This is a genomic window from Halomonas jincaotanensis (assembly GCF_018448785.1).
Lineage (GTDB): Bacteria > Pseudomonadota > Gammaproteobacteria > Pseudomonadales > Halomonadaceae > Halomonas > Halomonas jincaotanensis.
This window is the reverse complement of record NZ_JAHCLU010000004.1, coordinates 178,558-204,563: the sequence shown is the minus strand read 5'-3', so window position 1 is coordinate 204,563 and position 26,006 is coordinate 178,558. Positions and strand designations below refer to the sequence as shown.

16 protein-coding genes, 3 tRNA genes and 1 pseudogene are annotated in these 26,006 nt (G+C 62.2%); 3 read left to right on the top strand and 17 right to left on the bottom strand.

What is annotated here, in order from left to right; translation table 11 throughout:
- Positions 1-2: 2 nt before the first annotated feature.
- The 10 genes from KG088_RS06015 to KG088_RS05970 all read right to left on the bottom strand — a co-directional run bounded on the left by KG088_RS06015 (position 3) and on the right by KG088_RS05970 (position 9,985).
- A tRNA-Arg gene (locus KG088_RS06015) sits at positions 3-76 on the bottom strand.
- A gap of 66 nt (positions 77-142) precedes the next feature.
- Positions 143-219, bottom strand: a tRNA-Arg gene (locus tag KG088_RS06010).
- 66 nt (positions 220-285) lie between these two features.
- Positions 286-378: transfer RNA gene (locus KG088_RS06005), tRNA-Ser, on the bottom strand.
- Positions 379-473: 95 nt separating this feature from the next.
- A complete protein-coding gene (csrA, locus tag KG088_RS06000) occupies positions 474-671 on the bottom strand; it encodes a carbon storage regulator CsrA (RefSeq protein WP_213824589.1) in 198 nt (65 codons plus the stop codon).
- A gap of 221 nt (positions 672-892) precedes the next feature.
- Positions 893-2,143, bottom strand: coding sequence for an aspartate kinase (locus KG088_RS05995; RefSeq protein ID WP_213824588.1), 1,251 nt, complete (start codon positions 2,141-2,143; stop codon positions 893-895).
- Between the two features lie 108 nt (positions 2,144-2,251).
- The gene (alaS, locus tag KG088_RS05990; RefSeq protein WP_213824587.1) at positions 2,252-4,852 is read right to left on the bottom strand and encodes an alanine--tRNA ligase; all 2,601 of its coding nucleotides are present in this window, start codon (positions 4,850-4,852) and stop codon (positions 2,252-2,254) included.
- A gap of 153 nt (positions 4,853-5,005) precedes the next feature.
- Positions 5,006-5,482 carry a regulatory protein RecX gene (locus tag KG088_RS05985; protein WP_213824586.1) on the bottom strand — a complete coding sequence of 159 codons (477 nt, stop codon included), beginning with the start codon at positions 5,480-5,482 and terminating at the stop codon, positions 5,006-5,008.
- Between the two features lie 2 nt (positions 5,483-5,484).
- Complete coding sequence (recA, locus tag KG088_RS05980) at positions 5,485-6,597, bottom strand: recombinase RecA (protein ID WP_213824585.1); 1,113 nt, start codon at positions 6,595-6,597, stop codon at positions 5,485-5,487.
- A 65-nt stretch (positions 6,598-6,662) separates the two neighbouring features.
- Complete coding sequence (locus KG088_RS05975; RefSeq protein WP_213824584.1) at positions 6,663-7,181, bottom strand: CinA family protein; 519 nt, start codon at positions 7,179-7,181, stop codon at positions 6,663-6,665.
- Positions 7,182-7,267: 86 nt separating this feature from the next.
- Entirely contained in the window at positions 7,268-9,985 is a 2,718-nt protein-coding gene (locus KG088_RS05970) for an AsmA family protein (RefSeq protein ID WP_213824583.1), read from the bottom strand.
- A 520-nt stretch (positions 9,986-10,505) separates the two neighbouring features.
- Between KG088_RS05970 and KG088_RS20010 the strand changes: the two are divergent.
- A pseudogene (locus KG088_RS20010) lies at positions 10,506-10,645 on the top strand (IS5/IS1182 family transposase); the annotation flags it as partial.
- 175 nt (positions 10,646-10,820) lie between these two features.
- On the opposite strand, the gene KG088_RS05965 reads toward KG088_RS20010, so the two are convergent.
- Both KG088_RS05965 and KG088_RS05960 read right to left on the bottom strand, forming a co-directional pair.
- Entirely contained in the window at positions 10,821-11,303 is a 483-nt protein-coding gene (locus KG088_RS05965; RefSeq protein ID WP_213824582.1) for a hypothetical protein, read from the bottom strand.
- A gap of 100 nt (positions 11,304-11,403) precedes the next feature.
- Positions 11,404-12,072 carry a metallophosphoesterase gene (locus KG088_RS05960; RefSeq protein WP_213824581.1) on the bottom strand — a complete coding sequence of 223 codons (669 nt, stop codon included), beginning with the start codon at positions 12,070-12,072 and terminating at the stop codon, positions 11,404-11,406.
- Between the two features lie 377 nt (positions 12,073-12,449).
- Between KG088_RS05960 and mutS the strand changes: the two genes are divergently transcribed.
- Complete coding sequence (mutS, locus tag KG088_RS05955; RefSeq protein ID WP_213824580.1) at positions 12,450-15,044, top strand: DNA mismatch repair protein MutS; 2,595 nt, start codon at positions 12,450-12,452, stop codon at positions 15,042-15,044.
- 141 nt (positions 15,045-15,185) lie between these two features.
- On the top strand, positions 15,186-15,509 hold the full coding sequence (fdxA, locus tag KG088_RS05950) for a ferredoxin FdxA (RefSeq protein WP_213824579.1): 324 nt from the start codon (positions 15,186-15,188) through the stop codon (positions 15,507-15,509).
- A gap of 504 nt (positions 15,510-16,013) precedes the next feature.
- On the opposite strand, the gene eno is transcribed toward fdxA, so the two are convergent.
- From eno to gltB, 5 genes are all read right to left on the bottom strand, one after another.
- Positions 16,014-17,306, bottom strand: coding sequence for a phosphopyruvate hydratase (eno, locus tag KG088_RS05945; RefSeq protein WP_213824578.1), 1,293 nt, complete (start codon positions 17,304-17,306; stop codon positions 16,014-16,016).
- A gap of 34 nt (positions 17,307-17,340) precedes the next feature.
- Entirely contained in the window at positions 17,341-18,222 is an 882-nt protein-coding gene (gene kdsA, locus KG088_RS05940; protein WP_213824577.1) for a 3-deoxy-8-phosphooctulonate synthase, read from the bottom strand.
- Positions 18,223-18,227: 5 nt separating this feature from the next.
- Positions 18,228-19,883 (bottom strand): CTP synthase, encoded by a 1,656-nt coding sequence (locus KG088_RS05935; RefSeq protein WP_213824576.1) that lies wholly within the window; start codon positions 19,881-19,883, stop codon positions 18,228-18,230.
- Positions 19,884-19,981: 98 nt separating this feature from the next.
- Positions 19,982-21,400, bottom strand: coding sequence for an FAD-dependent oxidoreductase (locus KG088_RS05930; protein WP_213824575.1), 1,419 nt, complete (start codon positions 21,398-21,400; stop codon positions 19,982-19,984).
- Positions 21,401-21,445: 45 nt separating this feature from the next.
- Positions 21,446-25,894 carry a glutamate synthase large subunit gene (gene gltB / locus KG088_RS05925; protein WP_213824574.1) on the bottom strand — a complete coding sequence of 1,483 codons (4,449 nt, stop codon included), beginning with the start codon at positions 25,892-25,894 and terminating at the stop codon, positions 21,446-21,448.
- Positions 25,895-26,006 lie beyond the last annotated feature (112 nt).

Here is a 26,006-nt window from a genome sequence, read left to right as displayed (position 1 = left end):
GGCGCGCCCGGGAGGATTCGAACCTCCGACCACCTGATTCGTAGTCAGGTACTCTATCCAGCTGAGCTACGGGCGCTGGATGCAATGAACGAATCATTGGCGAAATGAAGCAAGAACAAATCGGCGACATTCGAAGAGAAGTTGGCGCGCCCGGGAGGATTCGAACCTCCGACCACCTGATTCGTAGTCAGGTACTCTATCCAGCTGAGCTACGGGCGCTCGATCTTTTCACTGCGTCGGGGCATCACTTGCGTCGCTTCCTGCAAGACATGGCCACTTGGTAAGTGGCGGAGAGGGAGGGATTCGAACCCTCGAAGAGGCTATTAACCCCTTACTCCCTTAGCAGGGGAGCGCCTTCAGCCACTCGGCCACCTCTCCCTCATCGGCACGGCACGTATCCTACCGTTTCGAAACGCGATTGTCCAGCAAGCTGATGACTTTTCTCTGCGCTCGGGGGATGGGCCGCCGACGGCTCAGCGTCCCTCCTCCTCTGTTTCTGCACCGACTTTTTCACGCTGAATACGCTGGTAAATTTCTTCGCGATGGACAGCAACATCCTTGGGGGCATTGACACCAATGCGCACCTGATTACCTTTGACGCCTAGCACCGTCACGGTGATATCGTCTCCGATCATCAGGGTTTCGCCGACTCGGCGGGTCAGGATAAGCATGGCTGATCTCCTTCTCAGACTTTTTCGGACGCATTAGCAGCGAGATATAATCCGACGAGATGGCGCCGATTCATTGTGCGGCATGACATCCTACCTGACCATGGGCATCGGCTCCATGGCATTCGTGAGCTCCGTTTAAGGAAAGTCCTACTCATCAAGTGCCATGGACGACTCATCAACCATCAATTACCAACGTGAAAAAGGTCGGCGTGCGTGTCGCATCACTCGCTCTCGATGTCACTCTTGTCCAATCCGAACGCTTTATGCAAGGCCTTGACCGCAAGTTCCATATGTTTTTCATCAATCACCACCGAAATCTTGATTTCGGAAGTTGACACCATGCGGATATTGATATTCTCGTCGGCCAGGACACGGAACATCTTCGACGCTACACCGGCGTGAGAGCGCATTCCCACCCCCACGAGCGAAACCTTGGCGATGTTGTCGTCACCGCGCAGCTCGCCGCCACCGAGATCAGGGATCACCTGCTCCTTGAGAATCTTGATGGTCTGCTTGTAATCGCCCTTGGCCACGGTAAACGTGAAGTCGGTGTAATCCCCCGCCGGCGCCACGTTTTGCACGATCATGTCGACTTCGATATTGGCATCGGCGATGGGCCCGAGAATGCGTGAGGCCACGCCCGGCACGTCAGGGGTATTGAGCAGGGTGAGCTTGGCCTCGTTGGCGGTGAAGGCGATACCGGAAATCAGCGGTTCTTCCATGGAATCCTCGTCTTTGTCGGAATCTGCAACGATCAGGGTGCCGGGGCCATCCTCGAAGCTGGATAGCACGCGCAGCGGGACATTGTATTTGCCGGCGAACTCGACGGCGCGGATCTGCAGGACCTTGGAGCCAAGGCTCGCCAACTCGAGCATCTCCTCGACGGTGATGGTCTCGAGCCGCCTCGCCTTGGAGCAGACACGCGGGTCGGTGGTATAGACGCCATCGACGTCGGTATAGATCTGGCACTCATCGGCCCCAAGCGCCGCCGCCAGCGCAACGCCAGTGGTGTCGGAACCGCCACGGCCGAGAGTCGTGATGTTGCCTTCGTCATCGACCCCCTGGAACCCGGCGACCACGGCCACCTGACCATCATCGAGATCCTGACGCATGTCATCGGTCTCGATGCGCTGGATGCGCGCCTTGGTATGAGCGCTGTCCGTGAGGATGCCGACCTGAGAGCCGGTATAGGACGTCGCCGGCACGCCTAGCTTGTGCAGCGCCATGGCCAGCAGGGAAATCGTCACTTGCTCGCCGGTCGAGACCAGCATGTCCATCTCGCGCGGCGTGGGGTCGTCGTTAATCTCGTTGGCCATGCCGATCAATCGGTTGGTTTCGCCGCTCATCGCGGACACCACCACCACGATCTGGTGGCCTTGGTCACGGAAAACCTTGACTTTCTCTGCCACGGCCTTGATGCGCTCCACGGAGCCCACCGAGGTGCCGCCGAATTTCTGTACGTATAGTGCCATCTGCCGATTTCCCTCGTGGTTCGAGTGCGCCAGGCGCTCGGATGAGTGAAAAATATTCAAGAATACCTCAGGGCCCGTGCATCACGGTCATCGGCCCTGTCACGAGGTCTAAAGCCGCTCCTCGACCCAGGCCGTCACGCTGGCCAGCGCGCCCGGCAGGGCCGCCGCATCGCTGCCACCAGCCTGCGCCATGTCGGGTCGGCCGCCCCCCTTGCCGCCGACCTGGGAGGCCACATGATTGACCAGCTCACCCGCCTTGACGCGACTGGTGAGATCGCTGGTCACCCCGGCGATCAGGCTGACCTTGCCGGCGTCGGCCACGCCCAGCACCACGATGCCGGAGCCCAACTTGTTCTTGAGCTGGTCCAGCACGCCGCGCAGCTCCTTGCCGGAGACGCCTTCAAGCCGTGTGGCCAGCACCTTGACGCCGTTTACGTCATGGGCCTGGCTGAGCATGTCGCTCCCGGCCGCACTGGCAAGCTTGGCCTTCAAGCGCTCGAGCTCCTTTTCCAGGGCTCGATTGCGCTCGACTAGTGAATCCACCCGCTCTTCGGTCTGCTCCGGCTTGGCCTTGAGTCGCTCGCCGATGCGATTCAGGCGCGCCTCCTGCTCGCAGAAATATGTCAGGGCTCCCTCGCCGGTGATCGCCTCGATACGCCGCACGCCGCTGGCGATCCCAGTTTCGCTGACGATATGGAAGCAGCCGATGTCGCCGCTGCGCGCCACATGGGTGCCGCCACAGAGCTCGATGGAGAAATCCTCGGGGCCGATGGTCAGCACTCTCACGTTATCGGCGTACTTGGCCTCGAACAGCGCCGCGGCCCCCTTGGCCTTGGCCTGGTCGAGGCTCATCTGCTCGATGCGCGTCGGGGCATTGGCGAGGATCTGCTCATTAACAATGGTCTCCACCTCGGCCAATTGCTCGGGCGTCATGGCCTCGAAATGGCTGAAGTCGAAGCGCAGCCGCTCGGGCGTGACCAGCGAGCCCTTCTGCTGGACATGATCGCCCAGCACCATGCGCAGCGCCTTGTGCATCAGGTGGGTGGCCGAGTGATTGCGCACCGTGGCAGCCCGCAGGCCGGCGTCGACCTGCGGAGTCACCTCGGCACCCACCGAGAGCTCGCCTTCCAGCATCACACCGTGATGCAGATGATGACCGGCCTGCTTCTGGGTATCGGTGACCATGAATCGCCCACCCGGCACGTTCAGATAGCCGGTATCACCGACCTGGCCGCCTGATTCGCCATAGAAGGGGGTGCGATCCAGCACCACCACGCCACGCTGTTCGGGCGCGAGGCCTCTCAAGGCGTTGCCCTGGCGATCGACGATCGCCGTGACAGTCGCCCGATCCTCGAGCCGCTCGTAGCCTGTGAATGCCGTCTCGCCCTCGATCTCGAGCGCGGCCCCGTAGTCCGCACCAAACTGGCTGGCGGCACGGGCGCGATCGCGCTGGGCGTCGAGTTCGCGCTGAAAACCCGCCTCATCGAGACTGACGCCGCGCTCACGGCATACATCGGCGGTCAGGTCATACGGAAAGCCGTAGGTGTCGTAAAGCTTGAAGACGGTCTCGCCCGGAAGCACATCACCCTCTAGGCCGGACAAGGCCTCCTCGAGCAGCCCCATGCCGTGCTCCAGGGTGCGCGCAAACTGCTCTTCCTCCTTGAGCAGCACGCGCTCGATCCGCTGGCGCGCCTCGCGAAGCTCGGGGTAGGCGTCGCCCATTTCGGCGTCCAGCGACCCGACCAGCGTGTGGAAGAAATTGCCCTTGGCGCCGAGCTTGTGACCGTGGCGAATGGCACGCCGAATGATCCGACGCAGCACGTAGCCACGCCCCTCGTTGGAAGGCAGCACGTCATCGACGATCAGGAAGGCACAGGAGCGGATATGATCCGCGATCACGCGTAGCGAGGGGGTGCTGGTGTCGTCATGACCCGTGGCCCGGGCCGCGGCTTCCAGCAGATTCTGGAAGAGGTCGATCTCGTAGTTGGAGTGCACGCCCTGTAGTACCGCGGCAACCCGCTCCAGCCCCAGCCCGGTATCGATGGACGGCTTGGGCAGGGCATTGAGGGTGCCGCTGGCGTCGCGATCGAACTGCATGAACACCAGGTTCCAGATTTCGATGTAGCGATCGCCATCCTCTTCGGGGCTACCGGGCGGCCCGCCCCACACCTCGGGACCGTGGTCGAAGAAAATCTCGGAACTCGGACCGCAGGGGCCGGTGTCGCCCATCTGCCAGAAGTTGTCTTCGTCAAGTTTCGAGAACCGCGCGGGATCGATGCCTATCTCGTCCTTCCAGATGCGCTCGGCCTCGTCGTCACTGATGTGCACGGTCACCCACATCTTCTCTTTCGGCAGGCCCAGCACCTCGGTCAGGAAGGTCCAGGCGAGACGAATAGCCTCACGCTTGAAGTAATCGCCAAAACTGAAGTTGCCAAGCATCTCGAAGAAGGTGTGGTGACGCGCGGTATAGCCGACGTTATCCAGGTCGTTATGCTTGCCGCCGGCGCGCACGCAGCGCTGAGCCGAGGTGGCACGGACATAGGGGCGTGGGTCGCGGCCCAGAAAGACGTCCTTGAAAGGCACCATGCCGGCGTTGGTGAAGAGCAGGGTCGGGTCGTTGTCCGGCACCAGGGAACTGGAGGGCACGATGGTGTGGCCGTGCTCCTCGAAGAAACTCAGGAAGGCCTGTCTGATCTCTGCGCTTTTCATGGGATATCCGTGACGATAAGCAGGGTGACGCTGCGGGAAGGCGATCGAAAGCTGGCGATACCCGCCCGACATGCCGGACTCATGGCGTCCGACATCGTCGAAAGGTGAGAATTATAACGTAATCGTCAAGGAATTTTCAGCGCGAGGTGGGGATCATTCCTGCCAGGCGTACTCCATGGCATAGCGGACCTGCTCGAAGTCAAAGCCGCGGCCAGCCAGGAAGCGCTCACGCCGGGCGCGTTCACGGGGCGTGTCGCCGGGTGAGGAGAAGCGTCGCACCAGCGCGTCACAGGCGAGGGAAAACCAGTCGGGCTCACCCGACGGTTCACAGTCAACGAAAGCGGCGCTCACTTGCTCACGGTCGATACCGCGCCGTTCGAGTTCGATACGAATCTTCATCGGGCCTTGTCCACGCTGAATACGCGAACGCACAAAACTCTCGGCGAAGCGAGTATCGGACTGCAGCCCTCGCTCGGCCAGGTCGTCAAGACACTCGCCAATGGCCGCCGGATCGTGGCCCTTGGCCGCCAGACGCTCGACGAGTTCATGCCGAGAATATTCGCGTCTCGAGAGCAGGCGGATCGCGTCGTCACGGGGCATCGCGTCGCGAGCGCCGGCGTCGGCAGGCATATCTAGAGAAGGCCGTCCTCGCCGGTATCCTCGATCGTGTCACCGGTGGCCACCTCCTCAGCCTCAGCCCTACCTTTCTTACCTTCTTTACCTTCCTTGCCTTCCTTCTCCTTGGGCTCGACCGTGGCCAGCAACTGTCCGCGGATCTGGCTCTCGATCTCCTCCATCACGGCGGGATTGTCTTCCAGGAACTGGGCGGCGTTGGCTTTGCCCTGACCGATCTTGTTGCCCTGATAGCTGTACCAGGCCCCTGCCTTGTCGACCAGCTTGCACTGCACGCCCAAATCGACGACCTCACCGGCATGATAGATACCCTTGCCATAGAGAATCTGGAATTCGGCCTGGCGGAAGGGAGGGGCCACCTTGTTCTTGACCACCTTGACCCGCGTCTCGTTGCCGGTGACTTCATCGCCCTGCTTCACCGACCCGGTACGGCGAATATCCAGGCGCACGCTGGAGTAGAACTTGAGGGCGTTGCCACCGGTAGTGGTCTCGGGGCTGCCAAACATCACACCGATCTTCATGCGGATCTGATTGATGAACACCACCATGCAGTTGGCATTCTTGATGTTGCCGGCGATCTTGCGCAGGGCCTGGGACATCAAGCGCGCCTGCAGGCCGACATGCGAGTCGCCCATCTCACCCTCGATCTCGGCCCGAGGCGTCAGTGCTGCCACTGAGTCGATGACGATCACATCGACACCGCCCGAGCGCACCAGCATGTCGCAGATCTCCAGGGCTTGCTCGCCGTTGTCGGGCTGAGAGACCAGCAGGTCGTCGAGATTGACACCGAGTTTTTCGGCGTAGCTGGGATCGAGGGCATGCTCGGCATCGATGAAGGCACAGGTCTTGCCCTGCTTCTGAGCCTGAGCAATTACCGACAGGGTCATGGTGGTCTTGCCCGAGGATTCAGGGCCGAAAATTTCGACGACTCGTCCCAGCGGCAGGCCGCCGATGCCAAGGGCGATATCAAGCCCCAGGGAGCCAGTGGAGACCGACGGCATGACGACCCGCGGCGTATCGCCGAGGCGCATCACGGTGCCCTTGCCAAACTGGCGCTCGATCTGTGAAAGCGCAGCGTTCAACGCCTTGCTGCGGTTGTCGTCCTGAGCCATGGAATGCCCCCTGTAAACTGTATGGTTGACCAGTAGTATGGCGTAAAAAAAGCCATTCGCCTAGCTCATCGCCGCCCTTGCGGTGATTCTACTTGGCGTATCAATCCGATGAGCGCATCGCGCACCGCTTGCCCGCGCACCGCCTGGCGATCGCCGGAGTAATGATAGCATTCGGCCTCGACCTTCTCGGCGCTGCCCCAGGCCAGCCAGACGGTGCCGACCGGCTTGTCGGGGCTTCCCCCGCCGGGGCCGGCCACGCCGCTGATGGCCACACCAATGTCCGCACCGGACTCATTGCAGGCACCGAACACCATGGCCTCGACCGTTTCGCGGCTGACCGCGCCATGCACCTCGAGCATCGTCGCCGGGACGCCCAGCAAGCGCTCCTTGGCCGCGTTGGAGTAGGTGACATAGCCGGTCTCGAAATAGGCCGAACTACCCGCGATAGCGGTAATGGCGTTGGCCACACCACCGCCGGTGCAGGATTCCGCCGTGGTCACTGTGGCTCCCTGGGTGTGACAAGCGTGTCCCAAACGCTCGGCAAGGTCCAGAAAACCGCGACTCGTCAATTGATCGCTATGCACGGATGCCTCCGACAAGAGTGGTAAACGCCTACAGGCGGTATCGGCGGACAGCTTATCAGAGCCGTCTCGTCCCCGGGGGCTTGGCGTCAGCCACCGTCATCCCCCGCCGCAAACTTCCCCAACACCTGTCGGCAGCCAGGCCCGACGTTCTCGCCCGTGCCTAGCTCGATCCAGGGCACGATCGCCAGCGGCGGGGCGACCAGTGCGCCAAGCGCCGACAGCGCACCGCGGGCCAACAGCTCCCGGGAGACCACGTTGACCTTCAGGTCGGTCAACGCCCCTTCCACCCTTACCGGCGAATCGGAGGCCAGCAGGCTGGGATCCTTGGGGTGGGCCTCGAAGATCAGTTCCAGCCGTTCGTTGCCCAGGTCCGCCGTACCGGCGCCGGTGAAGTTCGAGTCCTCGGTGTCGATGAAGAACTCCTCCAGCGTCGCCGTGCCATCCTCGCTTTCGAGCTGGGCGTAGGCGCACCGCATGAGCACCTGGTCCGCCTCGGCCAGCGCGCCCAGCAGGGCCTCGCCTACGTCCAGCCCCGCGGCCTCGACCAGTAGCATGTCTAGTTCGCCGCCGGACATCGCCAACTCAAGCGCGCCATCTAGGCTGGCCATGACCGAGGCCATCGAGTTGCCCTGAAAGCTGAACTGAGCCTCGCCGCCGATCGTTCCCGCGGAGTCCTCGGCGATGTCGCCAAGCTCCGCCTCCCGCAGTATCGGGCTAAGGTTCACCTGGCGTATCGACAGCGCGAGATCGCCGCTCAGAGGCTCCTCTCGGGCGTCGAGTGTCAGCCGCGAGTTCACTTCGCCGCCACCGACACCTATCTGTAGCGGCTTCAGGGTGAGCAGGCCACGGTCGAGGGTAAGCTCAAGGGCCACGTGGTTCAGGGGCGCGTAGCGGGCGTCCACGTCCTCCGCGCTATAGACCACCTCGGCATCCATGCTCCGAAGCCCTTGCACGTTCCACTCGTTGTCGGGGAAGAGCCTGGCAGGCTGGGTGTCAACGCTGCCGCGCCATCCTTCGGCTTCATCGCCCGGCGTGGGCTTCGCCCCGGTCAACGGCGCGAGATCGCCCAGGACCATCTGCGTGGAGTGCAGCGTCGCCCAGAGCATGTTGCGCTCGCCCAGGCGCAGCCGGACATCGCCTCTGACATCGCTATCGCCGAACCGGCCCTGCGCATCGCGTAAATGCACCAAGCTTTCCCGATAGTCGAGCTCGCCCTCGAGCTCGTAGGGGGGCAGGTCCGGCAGGTTCAGGCCGGTCAACAGATTGAGCCGAGAAGGGTTGGGACCCGTTAGATGGAAGGTGCCCTGCAGCGCGGAGAGCGCCAGCGGCTGTTCGACGGTGCCATCCACCGTCAGCGATGTCTCCCCGGCGATTATCCTCCCCTCCACCGGATAGGGCTTGTCGGGGTCGTTCAGGTTGAGCAGCAGCCCGACCACGAGGTCGTAGGCGAAATCCCGCGCGTTGTAGGTGCCGTTGCCCTGCAGCCGTACGCCGGGTACCGACATGTCATCAGGCCGCACCGTATCGGCATTCACGTGTAGCGCCAGGGAGTGCGCGGGCGCTCGGTAGTCGAGCGAGGTGTCCTCGAAGACAAGCCTGCCCTGCGTGAAGCGGGCATGCAGCCGCCCGTTCAGCACGCCCTCGGCATCGAGCCCCAGCGGTGCCAGTAATTCCTGCAGACCCACCTGAGAGAGCTCGGCATCGACGGCGCCCTCCAAGGCCTCCGCGGTCGGCTCCAGCCAGCCCTGCGCAGTCAGCCCGCTCTCGCCATGCGCGGCGTGCAGGCGCTCTACGTCCAGGCGCCCCTCGGCGATGCGAACCTCCAGCGCCACGTCTCGCAGCGTGTCATCGCCATAGTCCAGCCGATCGATTGACAGGTCCGCCTCGCCGGAGAACTCCCGCAGCACGCTCAGCCGCTCGGCCCAGCGCCGCTGCCAGTCGCTAACGCCATTCTCCTCTTCGGTGGCCTCGTCCTCCTCGCGTACGTCCTGGCCCTCATCATCGGCATCCTCCATGCCGGCGATGTCCCAGCGATCCAGGTCGAGCCGTTCGATATCCAGCTGCGTCTCGATATGCGGCCTGTCCTCCATGACCACACTGACCGAGCCCGACAGCGGGCTTCCGCCCAGCTGGCCCTCCAGCCGAGCTTCATAGTCCAGTGGATCGGAAGCCAGCGCCTGCGCCGGAGCATCGCCCCGGACCTCGAGATCGAGCTCCTGGCCCTGGAGGCTGCCCTGCGCCTGGGCTACCAGTTCGCGCTCCTCCCCCTCGTCGCCGCGGGTCTCGAAGTCGGCGTCGATGTCCGCCTCGAGCAGCGCGTCGCGATAGGTGAGACGGCCCTCCTCCACGTTGACGACATCGGGGCGGATGCCGGGCTCCTGACCCGGCTCCTGATCGATCACCCCCTCCCAGTTGACGGCGCCATCCTCCCCCCGGGCCAGATGCACGACGGGAGACTGCAGATCCAGGCGCTGCAGCTGGATATTGCCGCTCAGCAGCGCACGGGTATCGACCTCGAGCTCCAGCGCTTCCAGTTCCAGCATGTGTTCATGGGACGCCCAGTCGGGATTGGCGACCTTGACGTCTTCCAGGCGCACCACCAGCGGCCAGCCCCAATCGACATCCAGCGCGCCGATCTCGACATTGCGACCGTCCAGACGTTGGCTGGCCTGCTTCTCCAGCCATTCCCGCGGCCAGCCCCAATCGCCATCCAGCGCACCGATCTCGACATTGCGACCGTCCAGACGTTGGTTGGCCTGCTTCTCCAGCCATCCCTGCGCCCAGGCCGACCCAACCAGCCACATGGCTCCCCCCAAAACGAGGGCAACCGTTAAAAGCGGCAGCAAGACCCACCGAGCTATCCTTGCCACGTCACCCCCTGGAGGCGCAATACGGAACGGCCCTGTCCCAGTACGATATCGCCTTGTCGTTCAATCGGAACGCACGGAAAGTATAGACAACGCGTTCACCCCCGACGTAACGCCAGCGCCAGGCGAGATAGCAGGCTTGCCTGTATTGACACTTCCAAGGATGGACGCCATATATTGGAGGTAGGACTAATTTTCATGACAAGGAGGTAGATATGAAGCGAGCTATCGGGTTGATCATTGCCAACTGGTTCAGAAAACCCGCTAACCGCGAGAAAGCCAAGCGAACCGCGAGGCAGCTATGGAACAAGCGGCGAGGTGGCAAAGGCCCCCCGCGTAACCCAAAGCCCTAGTCGCTCGACGTCCCAGCAGGGTGTCGGACTTTCCATCTCTCCTTGAGATATTGTCTGCCATCGTCACCACTCATCATCGTCACCACTCATCTAAGAAGGATGCCATGAACCGTTTCATCCCCGTGGATAGCGAGACGGATCATGTGCTGCCCCCTCAGTGGATGAGTGGCTGCCCGAGGATCATCTCGCGCGATTCGTTATCGATATCTCGCTGCGAAGGCTCGGAAGGTCAATGGCGAATAGATGCTGGTGACCCGGGCCTGGAACACCAGATGGCCCCGGCGTTCCAGTTGGCTAGATGAGCGACTACGAGGTGCAAGGCGTGCCTTGAAATACCGTCATGCCGCCAATCTCGCATCGATAGACTTCGCCCATTACCGGCATTGATAACATCAGCAAGACAGGGGCAATCCATCGTGTCATTGCGTGCCCCCGCCCCGATCATCGCCCCGATGCATTCGCCGCCGGAATTCGTCGGACGCTTCATCGTCTGGTTCAACTCGCTCGACGCCTTCACCCGAGAGCGAGTCATCACTCACGCTCGAGAGTGATGGTTCACGCTGGTATGACTCAGATGGGGCATATGACATGGCCACTGTTTTACACTGTGGGCAGATACGCGCCTTGGGGTCCTTGAGGGTCATGCATTTAGAGCAGCGTCTGCGCCTGCCCGAACGAATATCTCGCTCTTCCAGGGCCGTCCGGTTCATCGGTTGAGCAATCACGAAAAGCATGCCGATCAGTGGAGTACCGAAGAAGCCGATAAGGCCTGCCACGATCATTGAATTGCCGCGGCTGTATGCGGCCAAAAGCACCGCCAGCCACGGCACCACCAGCAAAAAAATCAGCCACCACCCGACCATCTGGCCGGCGGCGTAAAATGCGCCCGATTCCGACTCCATCACCCACCTCCTTCAGTTCCATGAAGGTATGTTACATCCCGTAACGCCGCTCCGCCACTCAGCGGGCCGTGACTCGGCGGCCAAGGCATGGTGATCTCGATCACAGGTTCAGCACCTCGCGAGCATCGATCAGCGTCAACCGCCCTGTGCTGAATGCCCCTGTATCGATGAAGTGGACGTTCCCCAGTGTGAGTGGCTCCTCGAGGATGGTGTGACCGACCACTACGGCATCGATGCCCTTCACAGGGGTCGTGTCCGCGGCCGTGATGCGGCTTCGCCCCCACACCAGGGCATGAAGGCCGGCAGGGTGATTCTCCATCTCGAGCAACTCCCAGTTCACGGGTGGATCCGCATGCACCATGCCGACACGCTTACCGGCAACCGCAACCTCCCGGGCATAGGGCAGGTGCTCCAGGGCGGCATTGAGGATGGTGCGCACCTCATGGACGTTGTTGAGAAACACCCAGCTACCGCCATTGATCTGCCACAAGTCCCAGGCTTGGCCAGCACCCTCGTTGAGGGCATTTTTCGCCAGCATCTCGTGGTTGCCCCGCACCCCGAAGAACCAAGGCTCGAAGGCCAGAGACAAGCATTCGAACGACTCAGACCCTCGGTCGATCAGATCGCCCACAGAGAACAGGCGATCGCGTTGCTTATCAAAACTGACGCGGTACAAGGCCTCCATCAGCAAGTCGTATTGCCCATGAATGTCGCCGACGAAGAAGTCACGGCCCTTGGGGTTCTCTTCATGCTTCACTAGCAGGCTCATACCTCAAGCTCTCCATTCTGGTCCCAGGCGGCGAAGCGGCGGGCGATCTGGCCAACAGCGGCGACGCTGATCGAGATGCAGCCCGAACGCCGCCACGTCACACAGCATAGACGCCTGGTGGGCGAAGCTGGCTGACCAGCGCCAGCCCAACATCAATCGCGGGGTCAATCCGCGCAGCTGCTATGGCAAGGTCACCACGATCATGAGAGGTACCGAGGTGCGGCATCGGCGCCCGCACCCGACGCGACACATGTTCGCGTGCTGGTCCCTGACCGCGCATGGTAACCTTGCCTTCATTGCCAAACAGATGGGGCACAAGGACGAGTCGATTTTGCCCCACTGATGCCCCACAAAACCGACGAGCCAGCCACGAACGCATGAACCACGCGGCCCACAGCGACATCCCTAGCCATACCCCGATGATGGTCCAGTACCTGACGCTCAAGCGCGATCACCCCGACGCGTTACTTTTCTATCGCATGGGCGACTTCTACGAGCTGTTTTTCGAGGATGCCCGCCGCGCCGCGCAGCTGCTCGACATCACCCTGACCCAGCGTGGCCAATCGGCGGGCAAGCCGATCCCCATGGCCGGGGTGCCCTACCACAGTGCCGAAGGCTATCTGGCTCGCCTGGTGCAGGCCGGCGAGTCGGTGGCTATCTGCGAGCAGATCGGCGATCCGGCGACGGCCAAGGGGCCCGTTGATCGCAAGGTGGTGCGCATCGTCACCCCCGGCACCCTCTATGACGAGGCACTGCTCGACGCCCGCCGCGACAACCTGCTGATGGCCGTCCACGCGAGTGGCCGCAAGTGGGGCCTCGCCTGGCTGGAGCTTTCCAGCGGGCGCTTCAGCGTGCTTGAGGTCGAAGGCGAGGAGGAAATGCTTGCCGAGCTCCAGCGCCTCGACCCCGCCGAGCTGCTGGCCGCGGAGAGCCTGACCCTGCCCCCATCAATGGACGGTCGCCGCGGCCTGCGCCGGCAAAGCGACTGGCTTTTCGATCGGGAGAGCGCCCAGCGTACCCTTTGCGACCAGTTTGCGGTTCAGGATCTTCGCGGCTTCGGCTGCGCCACGCTCGAGACCGCCGTCACCGCCGCTGGGGTGTTGGTCGATTACACCCGCGACACCCAGCGCTCTGCCCTGCCCCACGTCACCGTCATCGGCGTGGAGAATCGCGACGATGCGGTGGTGATCGACGCCGCCAGCCGGCGCAATCTCGAAATCGACACCAACCTCGGGGGCACCGGCGACAACACCCTGGCCAGCGTGCTCGACACCACCGCCACCGCCATGGGCTCGCGGCTGCTCAAGCGTTGGCTTAAACGCCCCCTGCGAGACCGCGCACTGATACAGGGCCGCCAGGCGGCGGTCGCGTTGCTGCTCGATCACGAGGGCTTCGTCGAGCTTCGCGAGTCGCTCAAGGCGATCGGAGATGTGGAGCGTATTCTCGCCCGAGTGGCCCTCTACAGCGCCCGGCCGCGGGATCTGGCACGACTCCGCGATGCCCTGGTTGCACTGCCCGGCCTTCAGACCGACCTCGCCGGCTACGCCGAGGGCACGGCACTCGACGCCCTCAAGCGGCATATTCGCCCCTACCCAGAGCTAACCGACACCCTGACGCGCGCCTTGGTGGACAACCCCCCGGTGGTGATCCGTGACGGCGGGGTGATCGCTGCCGGCTTCGACGACGAACTCGACGAGCACCGTGGTCTGGCAGAGCACGCCGGTGATTACCTGGTGGCCATGGAGACCCGCGAGCGCGAGCGAACCGGTCTGGCGGGTCTCAAGGTGGGCTACAACCGCGTCCATGGCTATTTTATCGAGATCCCGCGCGCCCAGGCGCGCGAGGTACCCGCCGACTACTTACGCCGCCAGACGCTGAAAAACGCCGAGCGCTTCATCATACCCGAGCTCAAGGAGTTCGAGGACAAGGCACTGTCGGCGAAGTCCCGCGCCCTGGCACGCGAGAAGCTACTTTACGATGGCCTGCTCGACGCCTTGAATACTGAGCTCGGCGACCTGCAGACCACCAGCAACGCCTTGGCGACGCTCGATGTGCTGTGTGCCTTTGCCGAACGCGCTCGGGCCCTGGACTTCAGTCGACCACAACTGGCCGAGCGACCGGGTATCGACATTCATGCCGGCCGCCACCCGGTGGTCGAGCATGTCAGCGACGCACCGTTCGTGCCCAACGACCTCTTGCTGGGCGACGAGCGCCGGATGCTGGTGATCACCGGCCCCAACATGGGCGGCAAATCCACCTACATGCGTCAGGCGGCACTGATTACCCTGCTCGCCCACACCGGCAGTTTCGTACCGGCAGACGCCGCCGTGATCGGCCCGGTGGATCGGATCTTTACCCGCATCGGCTCCTCGGATGATCTGGCCGGCGGCCGCTCGACGTTCATGGTCGAAATGACCGAAACGGCCAATATCCTGCACAATGCCACCGATCACAGCCTGGTACTGATGGACGAGATCGGTCGTGGCACCAGCACCTTCGACGGTCTCTCGCTGGCCTGGGCCAGCGCCGAGCATCTAACGCGCTCACGTGCCTTCACGCTCTTCGCCACCCACTATTTCGAAATGACCGCACTCGCGGAGCAGGCCGATGCGGTGGCCAACGTCCACCTGACCGCGGCGGAGCACAAGGATGGCATCGTGTTCATGCATCGCGTGGAAGATGGGCCCGCCAGCCAGAGCTACGGTCTGCAGGTCGCCCAGCTTGCCGGCATCCCCCAGGACGTCATCGCACGGGCCCGCGAAAAGCTCGCGATCCTTGAGCAGCATGAGATCGACCAGGGCAGTCGGCAGCTCACCGCGACGGGGAAGGCGCTGGACGCCCCACCCCGACAGAATGATCTCTTTGCCAGCGCGCCTCATCCGCTGGTAGACGAAATGGATGCCCTGACACTCGACGACCTGACGCCTCGCCAGGCACTCGAACTGCTCTATCGCTGGAAGGCCGCGCTGTAGGCGCTTGCGGCCAATGCAGGGCCACGACTAAAATGGTGCCCTTACGGCCTTCCTACTTATAAAAAATCTGGCTCTTAGAACTAATTACTTAATTTTCACTATCGGCCGTGGCTCGCCTCGGCCCGAGGGAGGTAAAACGGCATGACATTCGTCGTCACCGAGAACTGCATCAAATGCAAGTACACCGATTGCGTCGAGGTCTGCCCGGTGGACTGCTTTTACGAAGGGCCCAACTTCCTGGTGATACATCCCGACGAGTGCATCGACTGTGCTCTCTGCGAACCGGAGTGTCCCGCCGAAGCGATATTCTCGGAAGATGAACTCCCCGAAGGTCAGGAACCCTTTATCGAGATCAACGCCGAATTGTCCGAGGTATGGCCCAACATCAGCGAGAAGCAAGAGCCGCTGGAAGACGCCGAAGAGTGGGACGGTAAGCCGGGCAAGCTCGAATACTTGGAGCGCTGATCGCCGTAAACTCAAGGGCGTGACACGACGATGCCGAATATCGAGAGACATTCAGCATCGTCCTGTCTGCAATCACTGTCATGCGCTTTTCATGCTGATCAGCGCAGAACGAAAAAAGGCGGTCCGCAGACCGCCCGCTCCCAGCTGATCCTTGAGCGGGTCCCTCCGCTCGGTTCCTATGGCCATTCCCTGCTCGGGAACGACGTCCTCTATCGCACCGAGCCAGCCAGCATCCGGTTGCATCCTGCCGGCAAGACGCGAAACGCCTTGCCTCGTCCTTTGACGATTCTGGCAGAGCTGCGCTGCAACACAAGTCTAACAAGCCCGGTCAACCCACTAGGCCCGCTGGCGGGACCAACGAGAAAAACGAGGTAAATCATAACCATAAAAAAACCGACGCCGAAGACGCCGGTCTTCCTGCCAAGCTTCGAGGCAATTTCTTAGCTTGCGTATAGTCAACTTCTTACAGCGTAAGACGCCTACCAATATGAATATGCTGTGAATTCATTGGCCCTTGATGGCGGAGCGCCCGGGGTAGCTCACGTTATCCCCCAGTTCCTGCTCGATGACCAGCAGGCGGTTGTACTTGGCCACCCGGTCCGAGCGACACAGCGAGCCGGTCTTGATCTGGCCGGCGCAGGTGCCCACCGCCAGATCGGCAATGGTGGTGTCTTCGGTTTCGCCGCTGCGATGCGAGATCACCGCGGTGAAGTCGGCATCCTGCGCCATGCGCACGGCATCGAGGGTTTCGGAGAGCGAGCCGATCTGGTTGAACTTGATCAGGATGGAATTGCCGATCTGCTCGTCGATGCCGCGCTTGAGGATCTTGGTGTTGGTGACGAACAGGTCGTCGCCCACCAGCTGCACCTTGTCGCCGATCTTGTCGGTCAGTGCCTTCCAGCCCGCCCAGTCGGACTCATCCATACCGTCTTCCACCGAGAGGATGGGGTACTGCTCGCAAAGCTCGGCCAGGTAGTCGACGAACCCCTCGGCAACGAAGCGCTTGCCCTCACCGGAGAGGTTGTACTCGCCGTCCTGGTAGAACTCCGAGGAGGCACAGTCCAGCGCCAGTGTCACGTCGTGGTCAAGCGTATAGCCGGCGTCCGACACTGCCTGCTTGATGACCGCCAACGCCTCGGCGTTGGACGCCAGATTGGGGGCAAAGCCGCCCTCGTCACCCACAGAAGTGGACAAGCCGCGGGCCGAGAGAACCTTCTTGAGCGCATGGAATATCTCGGCCCCCATGCGCAGGGCCTCACGGAAATTCGGTGCGCCCACCGGCTGGATCATGAACTCCTGGATGTCGACGTTATTGTCGGCGTGTTCGCCGCCATTGAGGATATTCATCATCGGCACCGGCAACAGGTACTGGCCCGGCTGACCATAGAGGTCCGCGATGTGCGCATAGAGTGGCACCTTCTTTGCCACGGCCGCGGCCTTGGCCGCCGCCAGCGACACCGCCAGGATAGCATTCGCCCCCAGCTTGGCCTTGTTATCGGTACCGTCAAGGTCGAGCATGGCGTTATCCAGGCCGCGTTGATCACTGGCGTCCATGCCGACGAGACGATCACGAATGGGGCCGTTGACGGCTTCGACGGCCTTCAGCACCCCCTTGCCAAGGTAGCGAGTCTTGTCGCCATCGCGCAATTCCAGGGCCTCACGGGAGCCAGTGGAAGCGCCGCTTGGCGCGCACGCCACACCGCTGGCACCGCTTTCAAGGTGAACTTCAGCCTGGACAGTGGGATTACCACGCGAATCGAGCACCTCAAGTGCGCGGAGTTCGACGATCTTGGTCATTGGAACGTTACCTCTTGTTGTACCAGCGTGTGAATCAAGCAATCTCCAGCGGGGCAAATCCTTTCACCAGGTCATCGATCGCCTTGAGCTGCGACAGGAAAGGCTCTAGACGGCTCAGCGGCAACGCGCAGGGCCCGTCGCACTTGGCATTGTCCGGATCAGGATGCGCCTCCAGGAACAGACCCGCCAGCCCCACGGCGACTCCCGCCCGCGCCAGTTCGGCGACCTGGGTCCGGCGTCCACCGGCGCTGTCGGCGCGCCCACCGGGTCGCTGGAGCGAATGCGTGACATCGAAAAAAACAGGGTAGCCCGTCTGCTTCATATCACCAAAGCCGAGCATATCAACCACCAGATTGTTATACCCAAAGCTGCTGCCGCGTTCGCAAAGCAACAACCGTTGATTTCCCGCCTCTTCGCACTTACGAATGATGTGACGCATTTCATGCGGCGCCAGGAACTGTGGTTTCTTGATGTTGATGACCGCCCCGGTCTCGGCGAGGGCAATTACCAGATCGGTCTGGCGGGCCAGAAAGGCCGGCAGCTGAATGATGTCGGCCACCTCGGCGACGGGTTCGGCCTGCCAGGGCTCGTGCACGTCGGTGATGACGGGAACGCCGTAACGATTTTTCACCTCGGCAAGAATCGCCAACCCCTTCTCTAGACCGGGGCCGCGGAAGGAGTGAATGGAGCTGCGATTGGCCTTATCGAAGCTCGCCTTGAAGACGAAGGGAATACCCAGGCGGCCAGTCACCTCGACATAGGTCTCGGCAACCTCGAGAGCCATCTCCCGGGACTCCAGCACGTTCATGCCGCCAAGCAGCATCAGCGGCAAGGAATTGCCGGCCCTAAGGCCGGCAACTGATATATGACGCTCTGAGATATGGCGTTCGGATGCGGACTCGCTGATCACAGACATCGACCTCACTCCTGATGAACGTTATAAGCGCGGATACGCGCCGTCTTGTGTTCCAGCGCCGCATTGACGAAGCCGGTGAACAGCGGATGACCATCGCGCGGTGTGGAGGTGAATTCAGGATGAAACTGGCAAGCCACGAACCATGGATGATCCGGCAGCTCGACCATCTCCACCAATGAATTGTCGACGCTTCTGCCGCAGACGACCAGTCCGGCTTTTTCCAGATCGCCGATGAACTGGTCGTTGACCTCGTAACGATGGCGATGGCGCTCGATGATCTCGTCGGCGCCATAGGCTGCACGCGCCTTGGTGCCCTCCTTGAGATGACAGACCTGACCGCCCAGGCGCATGGTGCCACCGAGATCCGAGGCAGCATCGCGCAGCTCGATCTTACCCTCGGGGGTGAGCCATTCGGAGATCAGCCCTACCACCGGGTGCTGGGTATCGTGGGTGAACTCCGTCGAGTCGGCATCGATCCAACCGGCTTTGTGGCGAGCGAACTCGATCACCGCCACCTGCATGCCCAGGCAGATACCCAGGTAGGGGATGCCGTTTTCACGGGCGTAACGCGCCGTCGCGATCTTGCCTTCGACACCACGCTCACCAAAACCACCGGGGACCAGGATGGCGTCCTTGCCGGCCAGGCGCTCGGGGCCGTGGTGCTCGATGTCCTCGGAATCGATATAGTCGACATTGACCTTCATACGGGTCTGGATACCGGCATGAATCAGCGCTTCATTGAGCGACTTGTAGGCGTCGAGCAACTCCATGTACTTGCCGACCATGGCGATGTTGATCGACTTGAGCGGGTTTAGCTTGGCGTCGAGCACCTTCACCCATTCCGCGAGGTCGGCTTCATCGGCTTCCAGGCGCAACTTGTCGCAGACGATCTCGTCCAGGCCCTGCTCGTGTAGCATCAGCGGAATGCGATAGATGGTATCGGCATCCTGCAAAGGGATGACGGCACGCTCCTCGACGTTGGTGAAAAGCGCAATCTTGCGCCGCTCGGTTTCCTCGAGTTCGACTTCGCTGCGACAGATCAGGATGTCTGGCTGGATGCCGATGGAGCGCAGTTCCTTGACGCTGTGCTGGGTCGGCTTGGTCTTGGTTTCGCCGGCGGTCTTGATGTAGGGGACCAGCGTCAGGTGCATGAAGATCGCTCGACTGGCGCCCAATTCGCTGCGGATCTGGCGGATCGATTCCAGGAACGGCAACGACTCGATATCACCCACGGTTCCGCCGATTTCCACCAGGGCGACATCGAAGCCCTCGCCGCCGGCATAGACGCGACGCTTGATCTCGTCGGTGATGTGCGGAATCACCTGCACGGTGCCGCCGAGGTAGTCGCCGCGCCGCTCCTTGCGCAACACGTTTTCGTAGACGCGCCCCGTGGTGAAATTGTTGCCCTGCGTCATCTTGGTGCGAATGAAGCGTTCGTAATGCCCCAGGTCGAGATCGGTCTCGGCGCCATCCTCAGTGACGAATACCTCGCCGTGCTGGAAGGGGCTCATGGTGCCCGGGTCCACGTTGATGTACGGGTCGAGCTTGAGCATGGTGACCTTGAGGCCACGCGCCTCGAGAATCGCCGCCAGCGAGGCCGACGCGATGCCCTTGCCGAGCGAAGACACAACGCCGCCGGTCACGAAGATATATCGTGTCATGGGGAAACCTGTCGAAACGTGATCGGTGGGCGCGTCAGAAAGCCGCGCCCGGATGGGTCGACAGACTAGCAGGTTACGACCAATGGCTCAATTGACGACTAGACCTCGAGATAGTCGAGGATGCCTTCGCCAGCCTGGCGTCCCTCGTAGATGGCGGTGACTACCAGGTCGGAGCCGCGCACCATATCGCCGCCGGCAAAAACCTTCTCGTTGCTGGTCTGGAAGGCGAAGCTGCCATGCTCTGGCGCCTTGATCAGGCCACGCTCGTTCACGTCCACCTGATTGGGCGCCAGCCAGTCGATATCCGTTGCCTGGAAACCGAAAGCGACGACCACCGCATCGGCCGGGATCACTTCCTCGGAGCCCGGCACCACCTCGGGCCGCTGACGGCCATTCTCATCGGGCTCACCGAGACGCGTGCGCACCACCTTTACGCCCTCGACCTTGCCTTCGCCCATCACGGCGACCGGCTGGCGATTGAACAGAAACTCCACCCCTTCTTCGCGAGCGTTGGCCACCTCACGGCGCGAACCCGGCATGTTCTGTTCGTCGCGGCGATAGGCACAAGTCACGCTCCTGGCGCCCTGGCGAATCGAGGTACGGTTACAGTCCATGGCGGTATCGCCACCCCCCAAAACCACGACCCGCTGACCCTTGAAGGAAATGTAGTCCTCCGGATTCTTCTCGAAGCCCAGACAGTGATTGACGTTGGCGATCAAGAAATCGAGCGCCCGGTGTACGCCCGGCAGGTCTTCACCCGGGAAGCCCCCCTGCATTGCCTTGTAGGTCCCCATTCCCAGGAAGACGGCATCGTACTCTTCAAGCAGCGAGGCGAACTCGATGTCGCGGCCGATCTCGGTATTGAGGCGAAACTCCATACCCATTTCCTCGAATACCGCCCGACGGCGCTCCATGACCATCTTCTCGAGCTTGAACTCGGGAATGCCGAAGGTCAGCAGGCCGCCGATTTCCGGATACTTGTCGAATATCACCGGCTTGACGCCGTTACGTACCAGGATGTCGGCGCAGCCGAGTCCAGCAGGACCGGCGCCGATGACCGCGACCTTCTTGTCGGTCCAGCTGACCTTGGACATGTCGGGCCGCCAACCCATGGCGAAGGCGGTATCGGTGATGTACTTCTCCACCGACCCGATGGTGACCGCACCGAAACCGTCGTTGAGGGTACAGTCACCCTCGCAGAGGCGATCCTGGGGGCACACCCGCCCGCAGACCTCAGGCAGTGTGTTGGTCTTGTGCGACAGCTCTGCGGCTTCCAGTATGTTGCCCTCACTGACCAGCTGCAGCCAGTTGGGAATATAGTTGTGCACCGGGCACTTCCACTCGCAGTAGGGGTTACCACAGTGCAGGCAGCGATGCGCCTGACTGGCCGCCTCCTGAGGCTTGTAGGGTTCGTAGATCTCGGCGAACTCCTTGGTGCGGGTGCGTGCCTCTTTCTTCTTGGGGTCCTGACGACCCACGTCGATAAACTGAAAATCGTTGCTAAGACGGTTAGCCATGGTCTCTGTTCCTCTCACTTGGCTGTCTCGGGACGCCTGCGGGGCTCATTCCGGCCGCCGCCGGGATTCGGCAAGCAGGCCGTTGAGACTGGCCGCCTTGGGCTTCACCAGCCAGAAATGGCGGATGAAGTCGCTGAAGTCTTCGAGGATCATCTTGCCACGCGCCGAGCCAGTCTCGACCACGAACTCCTCGATCAACTCCCGTAGATGACGCCGGTGGGCCTCCATGACCTCGGTGTTGATGCGGTGGATCTCCACCAGTTCATGGTTGTACTTGTCGACGAAGGTACGGTCCTCATCGATCACGTAGGCGAAACCACCGGTCATCCCTGCCCCGAAGTTCACGCCGGACTCGCCCAGCACGCAGACCAGGCCGCCGGTCATGTATTCACAGCAATGATCGCCAGCGCCCTCGATCACCGCCTCGGCCCCTGAATTACGTACGCCGAAACGCTCACCCGCCGTACCCGCGGCAAACAGCTTGCCGCCGGTCGCGCCGTAGAGGCAGGTATTGCCGACGATCGCCGTCTCGTGGCTGGCGAACTGGCTATTCGAAGGTGGCACGATCACTACCTTGCCGCCATTCATGCCCTTGCCGACATAGTCGTTGGCGTCGCCTTCCAGATACAGATTCAGGCCGCAGGCATTCCAGACGCCGAAACTCTGACCGGCCACGCCCGTGAAGCGCGCGGTGATCGGTGCGTCCTCGAGCCCCGCCTCACCGTAACGCTTGGCGATCGCGCCGGAGGCCAGCGCCGCGACGGAGCGGTCGCAGTTGGTGATCGAGAACGAGAACTCGCCGCCCGAGCGGTTCTCGATAGCGTCCTTGATCGCCGCCAGCACCTCCTGGTTCTTGGCGCCCGGGTCATGGGGGACGTTGCGGCTGACCTGGCAGAATTGCGGCGCCTCGGCCGGCACGAAGTCGTTGGTCAGCAGGTCCGTCAGGTCAAGCTTGCGCTGAGAAGGCGTGATGCCCTCCAGCACTTCCAGCAGGTCGGTGCGACCAATCAGGTCGGTAAGCTGGCGCACGCCCAGCAGCGACATCAGCTCGCGAACCTCATCGGCAATGAAGCGGAAGTAGTGCTTGACCATGTCGACGGTGCCCCGGAAATGCTCGTCACGCAGGTAGTCGTTCTGAGTGGCGACACCCGTGGCACAGTTGTTGAGATGACAGATGCGCAGGTACTTGCAGCCCAGCGCCACCATCGGTGCGGTGCCGAAGCCGAAGCTCTCCGCGCCGAGGATGGCCGCCTTGACCACGTCGAGGCCGGTCTTCAGGCCGCCATCGGTCTGCAGGCGAATCTTGTCGCGCAGGCCGTTGATACGCAGTGCCTGGTGAACCTCGGGCAAGCCAAGCTCCCAGGGACTGCCGGCATGCTTGATCGAGGTCAGCGGGCTCGCCGCGGTACCGCCGTCGTAGCCCGACACCGTGATCAGATCGGCGTAGGCCTTGGCCACGCCGGTGGCGATGGTGCCGATGCCGGGCTCGGACACCAGCTTGACCGAGACCTGGGCATCCGGGTTGACCTGCTTGAGGTCGAAGATCAGTTGCGCCAGATCCTCGATGGAGTAGATGTCGTGATGCGGCGGCGGCGAGATCAGCGTCACACCGGGGACCGCGTAGCGCAGGCGGGCGATCAGCTCATTGACCTTGCCACCCGGCAGCTGGCCGCCCTCACCGGGCTTGGCGCCCTGGGCCACCTTGATCTGCAGCACCTCCGCGTTGACCAGGTAATGCGGCGTGACGCCGAAGCGCCCGGAGGCGATCTGCTTGATCTTGGAGGAGCGGACAGTGCCGTAACGGGCAGGATCTTCCCCGCCCTCGCCCGAGTTGGAGCGGCCACCGGCCTCGTTCATGGCCTGGGCCAGGGATTCATGGGCCTCGGGCGACAGCGCGCCGAGGCTCATGCCGGCACTATCGAAGCGCGGCAGCAGGTCCTCGACCGGTTCGATTTCATCGAGCGGCACCGGCTCATCGGCGGCCTTGAGGCCCAGTAGGTCGCGCAGCGTGGCCGGTGATCGCTCGTTGACCAGCGCGGCGAATTTCTTCCACTTGGCGTAGTCGCCCTCCTGAACCGCCTCTTGCAGTGTCATGATCACATCGGGGTTGTAGGCATGATACTCGTGACCGTGGACGTACTTGAAGAACCCACCCTGGGCGATGCCCTTGCGGGGCGACCAGGCATCGCGCGCCAGCAACTCCTGCTGCAGCTGCAATTCGCTGAAGCCGGCACCCTGGATACGCGAGGCCATGCCGGTGAAGCACAGGTCCATCACCTCCGATGACAGCCCCACCGCCTCGAACAGCTGCGAGCCACGATAGGAGGCCAGCGTCGAGATTCCCATCTTGGAGAGAATCTTGAACAGCCCCTTCTGCAGACCCTTGCGGTAGTTCTCGCGGGCATCGGCCGGGTTGCCCACCAGCTCGCCGGTACGGTGCATGTCAGCCATGACCTGATAGGCGAGCCAGGGATATACCGCCGTGACACCCACACCGAACAGCACCGCCATCTGGTGTGCGTCGCGGGCATAGCCAGTCTCGACCACGATGTTGCATCGCGGGCGCAGCGCCAGACGACCCAGGTGATGATGCACTGCCCCGACGGCCAACGCCGCGTGAATCGGCAGCTGCCCCTTGGGCAGCTCGGCATCAGAGAGCACCAGTATCACCTTGCCGTCGTGCACGGCCTGTTCGGCCTGGCGGCAGAGCTCAAGAAGCGCCTTCTTGAGGCCCATCTCCTCAGGGTCGTAACCCAGCGACAGCCTGTGGCTGACGAATGCCGGGTCGTCCTGATTGACCAGCGCAGCGAACTTGCGCGGTGACAGGATGGGCGTCGTCAGGATGATTCGATGGGCGTGTTCGGGTGTCGCCTTGAACACATTGAGTTCGGCGCCGATACAGGTCTCCAGCGACATCACGATCGCTTCGCGCAGTGGATCGATAGCCGGATTGGTGACCTGGGCGAATTTCTGGCGGAAATAATCCGACAACAGGCGATGCTTGCCGGACAACACGGCCATGGGCGTATCGTCCCCCATGGAGCCCACTGCCTCCTGACCGCTCTCGGCCAGGGGACGCAGCAGCTCGTCGCGCTCCTCGAAGCTAACCTGGAACATCTTCTGCTGCATGTTGAGCTGGTCGGCATTCATGTTATGAAAGCTGGCAAGCTCGGTCAGCGCTGACTCCAGGTACTGAGCTTCCTGCTTCAGCCAGCGCTTGTAGGGAAAGGCCGACTTCAGCCGCTCATCGATATCGGAGGTATGCAACACCTCACCCGTCTGGGTATCGACGGCCAGGATCTGGCCAGGACCGACACGGCCCTTGGCCACGACATCCTCGGGCTTGTAGCCATAGGTACCGATTTCCGAGGCCAGGGTAATGTAGCCGTTGTTGGTGATCACCCAACGGGCCGGACGCAGGCCGTTGCGGTCGAGCATGCAGACCGCCTGACGGCCATCGGTCATCACCACCCCGGCCGGCCCGTCCCATGGCTCCATGTGCATGGAGTTGTATTCATAGAAGGCGCGCAGATCACCGTCCATGATCTCGACGTTCTGCCAGGCCGGCGGCACCATCAGGCGCACCGCACGATGCAACTCCATGCCGCCGGTGAGCAGCACTTCGAGCATATTGTCCATACTCGAGGAGTCGGAGCCGGTGGTGTTGACGATCTCGTCGAGTTCGGCAATGTCGGGCAAGCGCTCGTTGGCAAAGTTCGTCTTGCGTGAATTCGCCCATCCACGGTTGGCCTCGATGGTGTTGATCTCACCATTGTGGGCAAGCAGGCGAAACGGCTGAGCCAACGGCCAACGCGGTGCGGTGTTGGTCGAGAAGCGCTGATGGAAGACACAAATGGCGGTTTCCATGCGCTCGTCGCCGAGATCCGGATAGAAGGCCGGTAGATCCACCGGCATCATCAGCCCCTTGTAAGACACTACCTCGGAGGAGAGCGAGCTGACGTAGAAGTCCTCATCATCGCTCAGCGTCTGCTCGGCGCGCCGGCGGGCCATGAACAGATCGACATCGAAACTGGCCTCACCGCCCTCGGCAGGGCCGACGAACAGCTGGCGAATGCGCGGCAGGCATTCCAGCGCCATGGGACCGCACACGCTAGGGTCAACCGGCACATCGCGCCAGCCATGCACCACCAGACCGCGCTGTGCCAGCTCGGCGTCCAGGGCCTCGCGTCCACGCCCCTCTCGGGCATCGTCGTCGGGTAGAAACACCACGCCCACGGCATAGCGCTCACCCAACTCGACATCGAGTGCCTCCCGGGCCGCATGGCGCATGAAAGCATCGGGCATTTGCAGCAGCAGCCCGCAGCCGTCGCCTGTCTTGCCATCGGCCGCGATACCGCCGCGATGGGTCATGCAGGTAAGCGATTCGATCGCCGTCTTGAGCAGATCATGACTCGCCTCGCCCTGCATATGGGCGATCAGGCCGAACCCGCAGTTGTCACGGAACTCACCGGGATGATGGAGACCTCTGTTCATGAGCGTGCCTCGCGATGGGGTATTTTAATAGCAGCGGATAAGTGATATGCTAGTAGGTTAATCTTATTTTATGGTGACAATAAAACTCATGTCGGCTGCAAGGCAAAAGGCC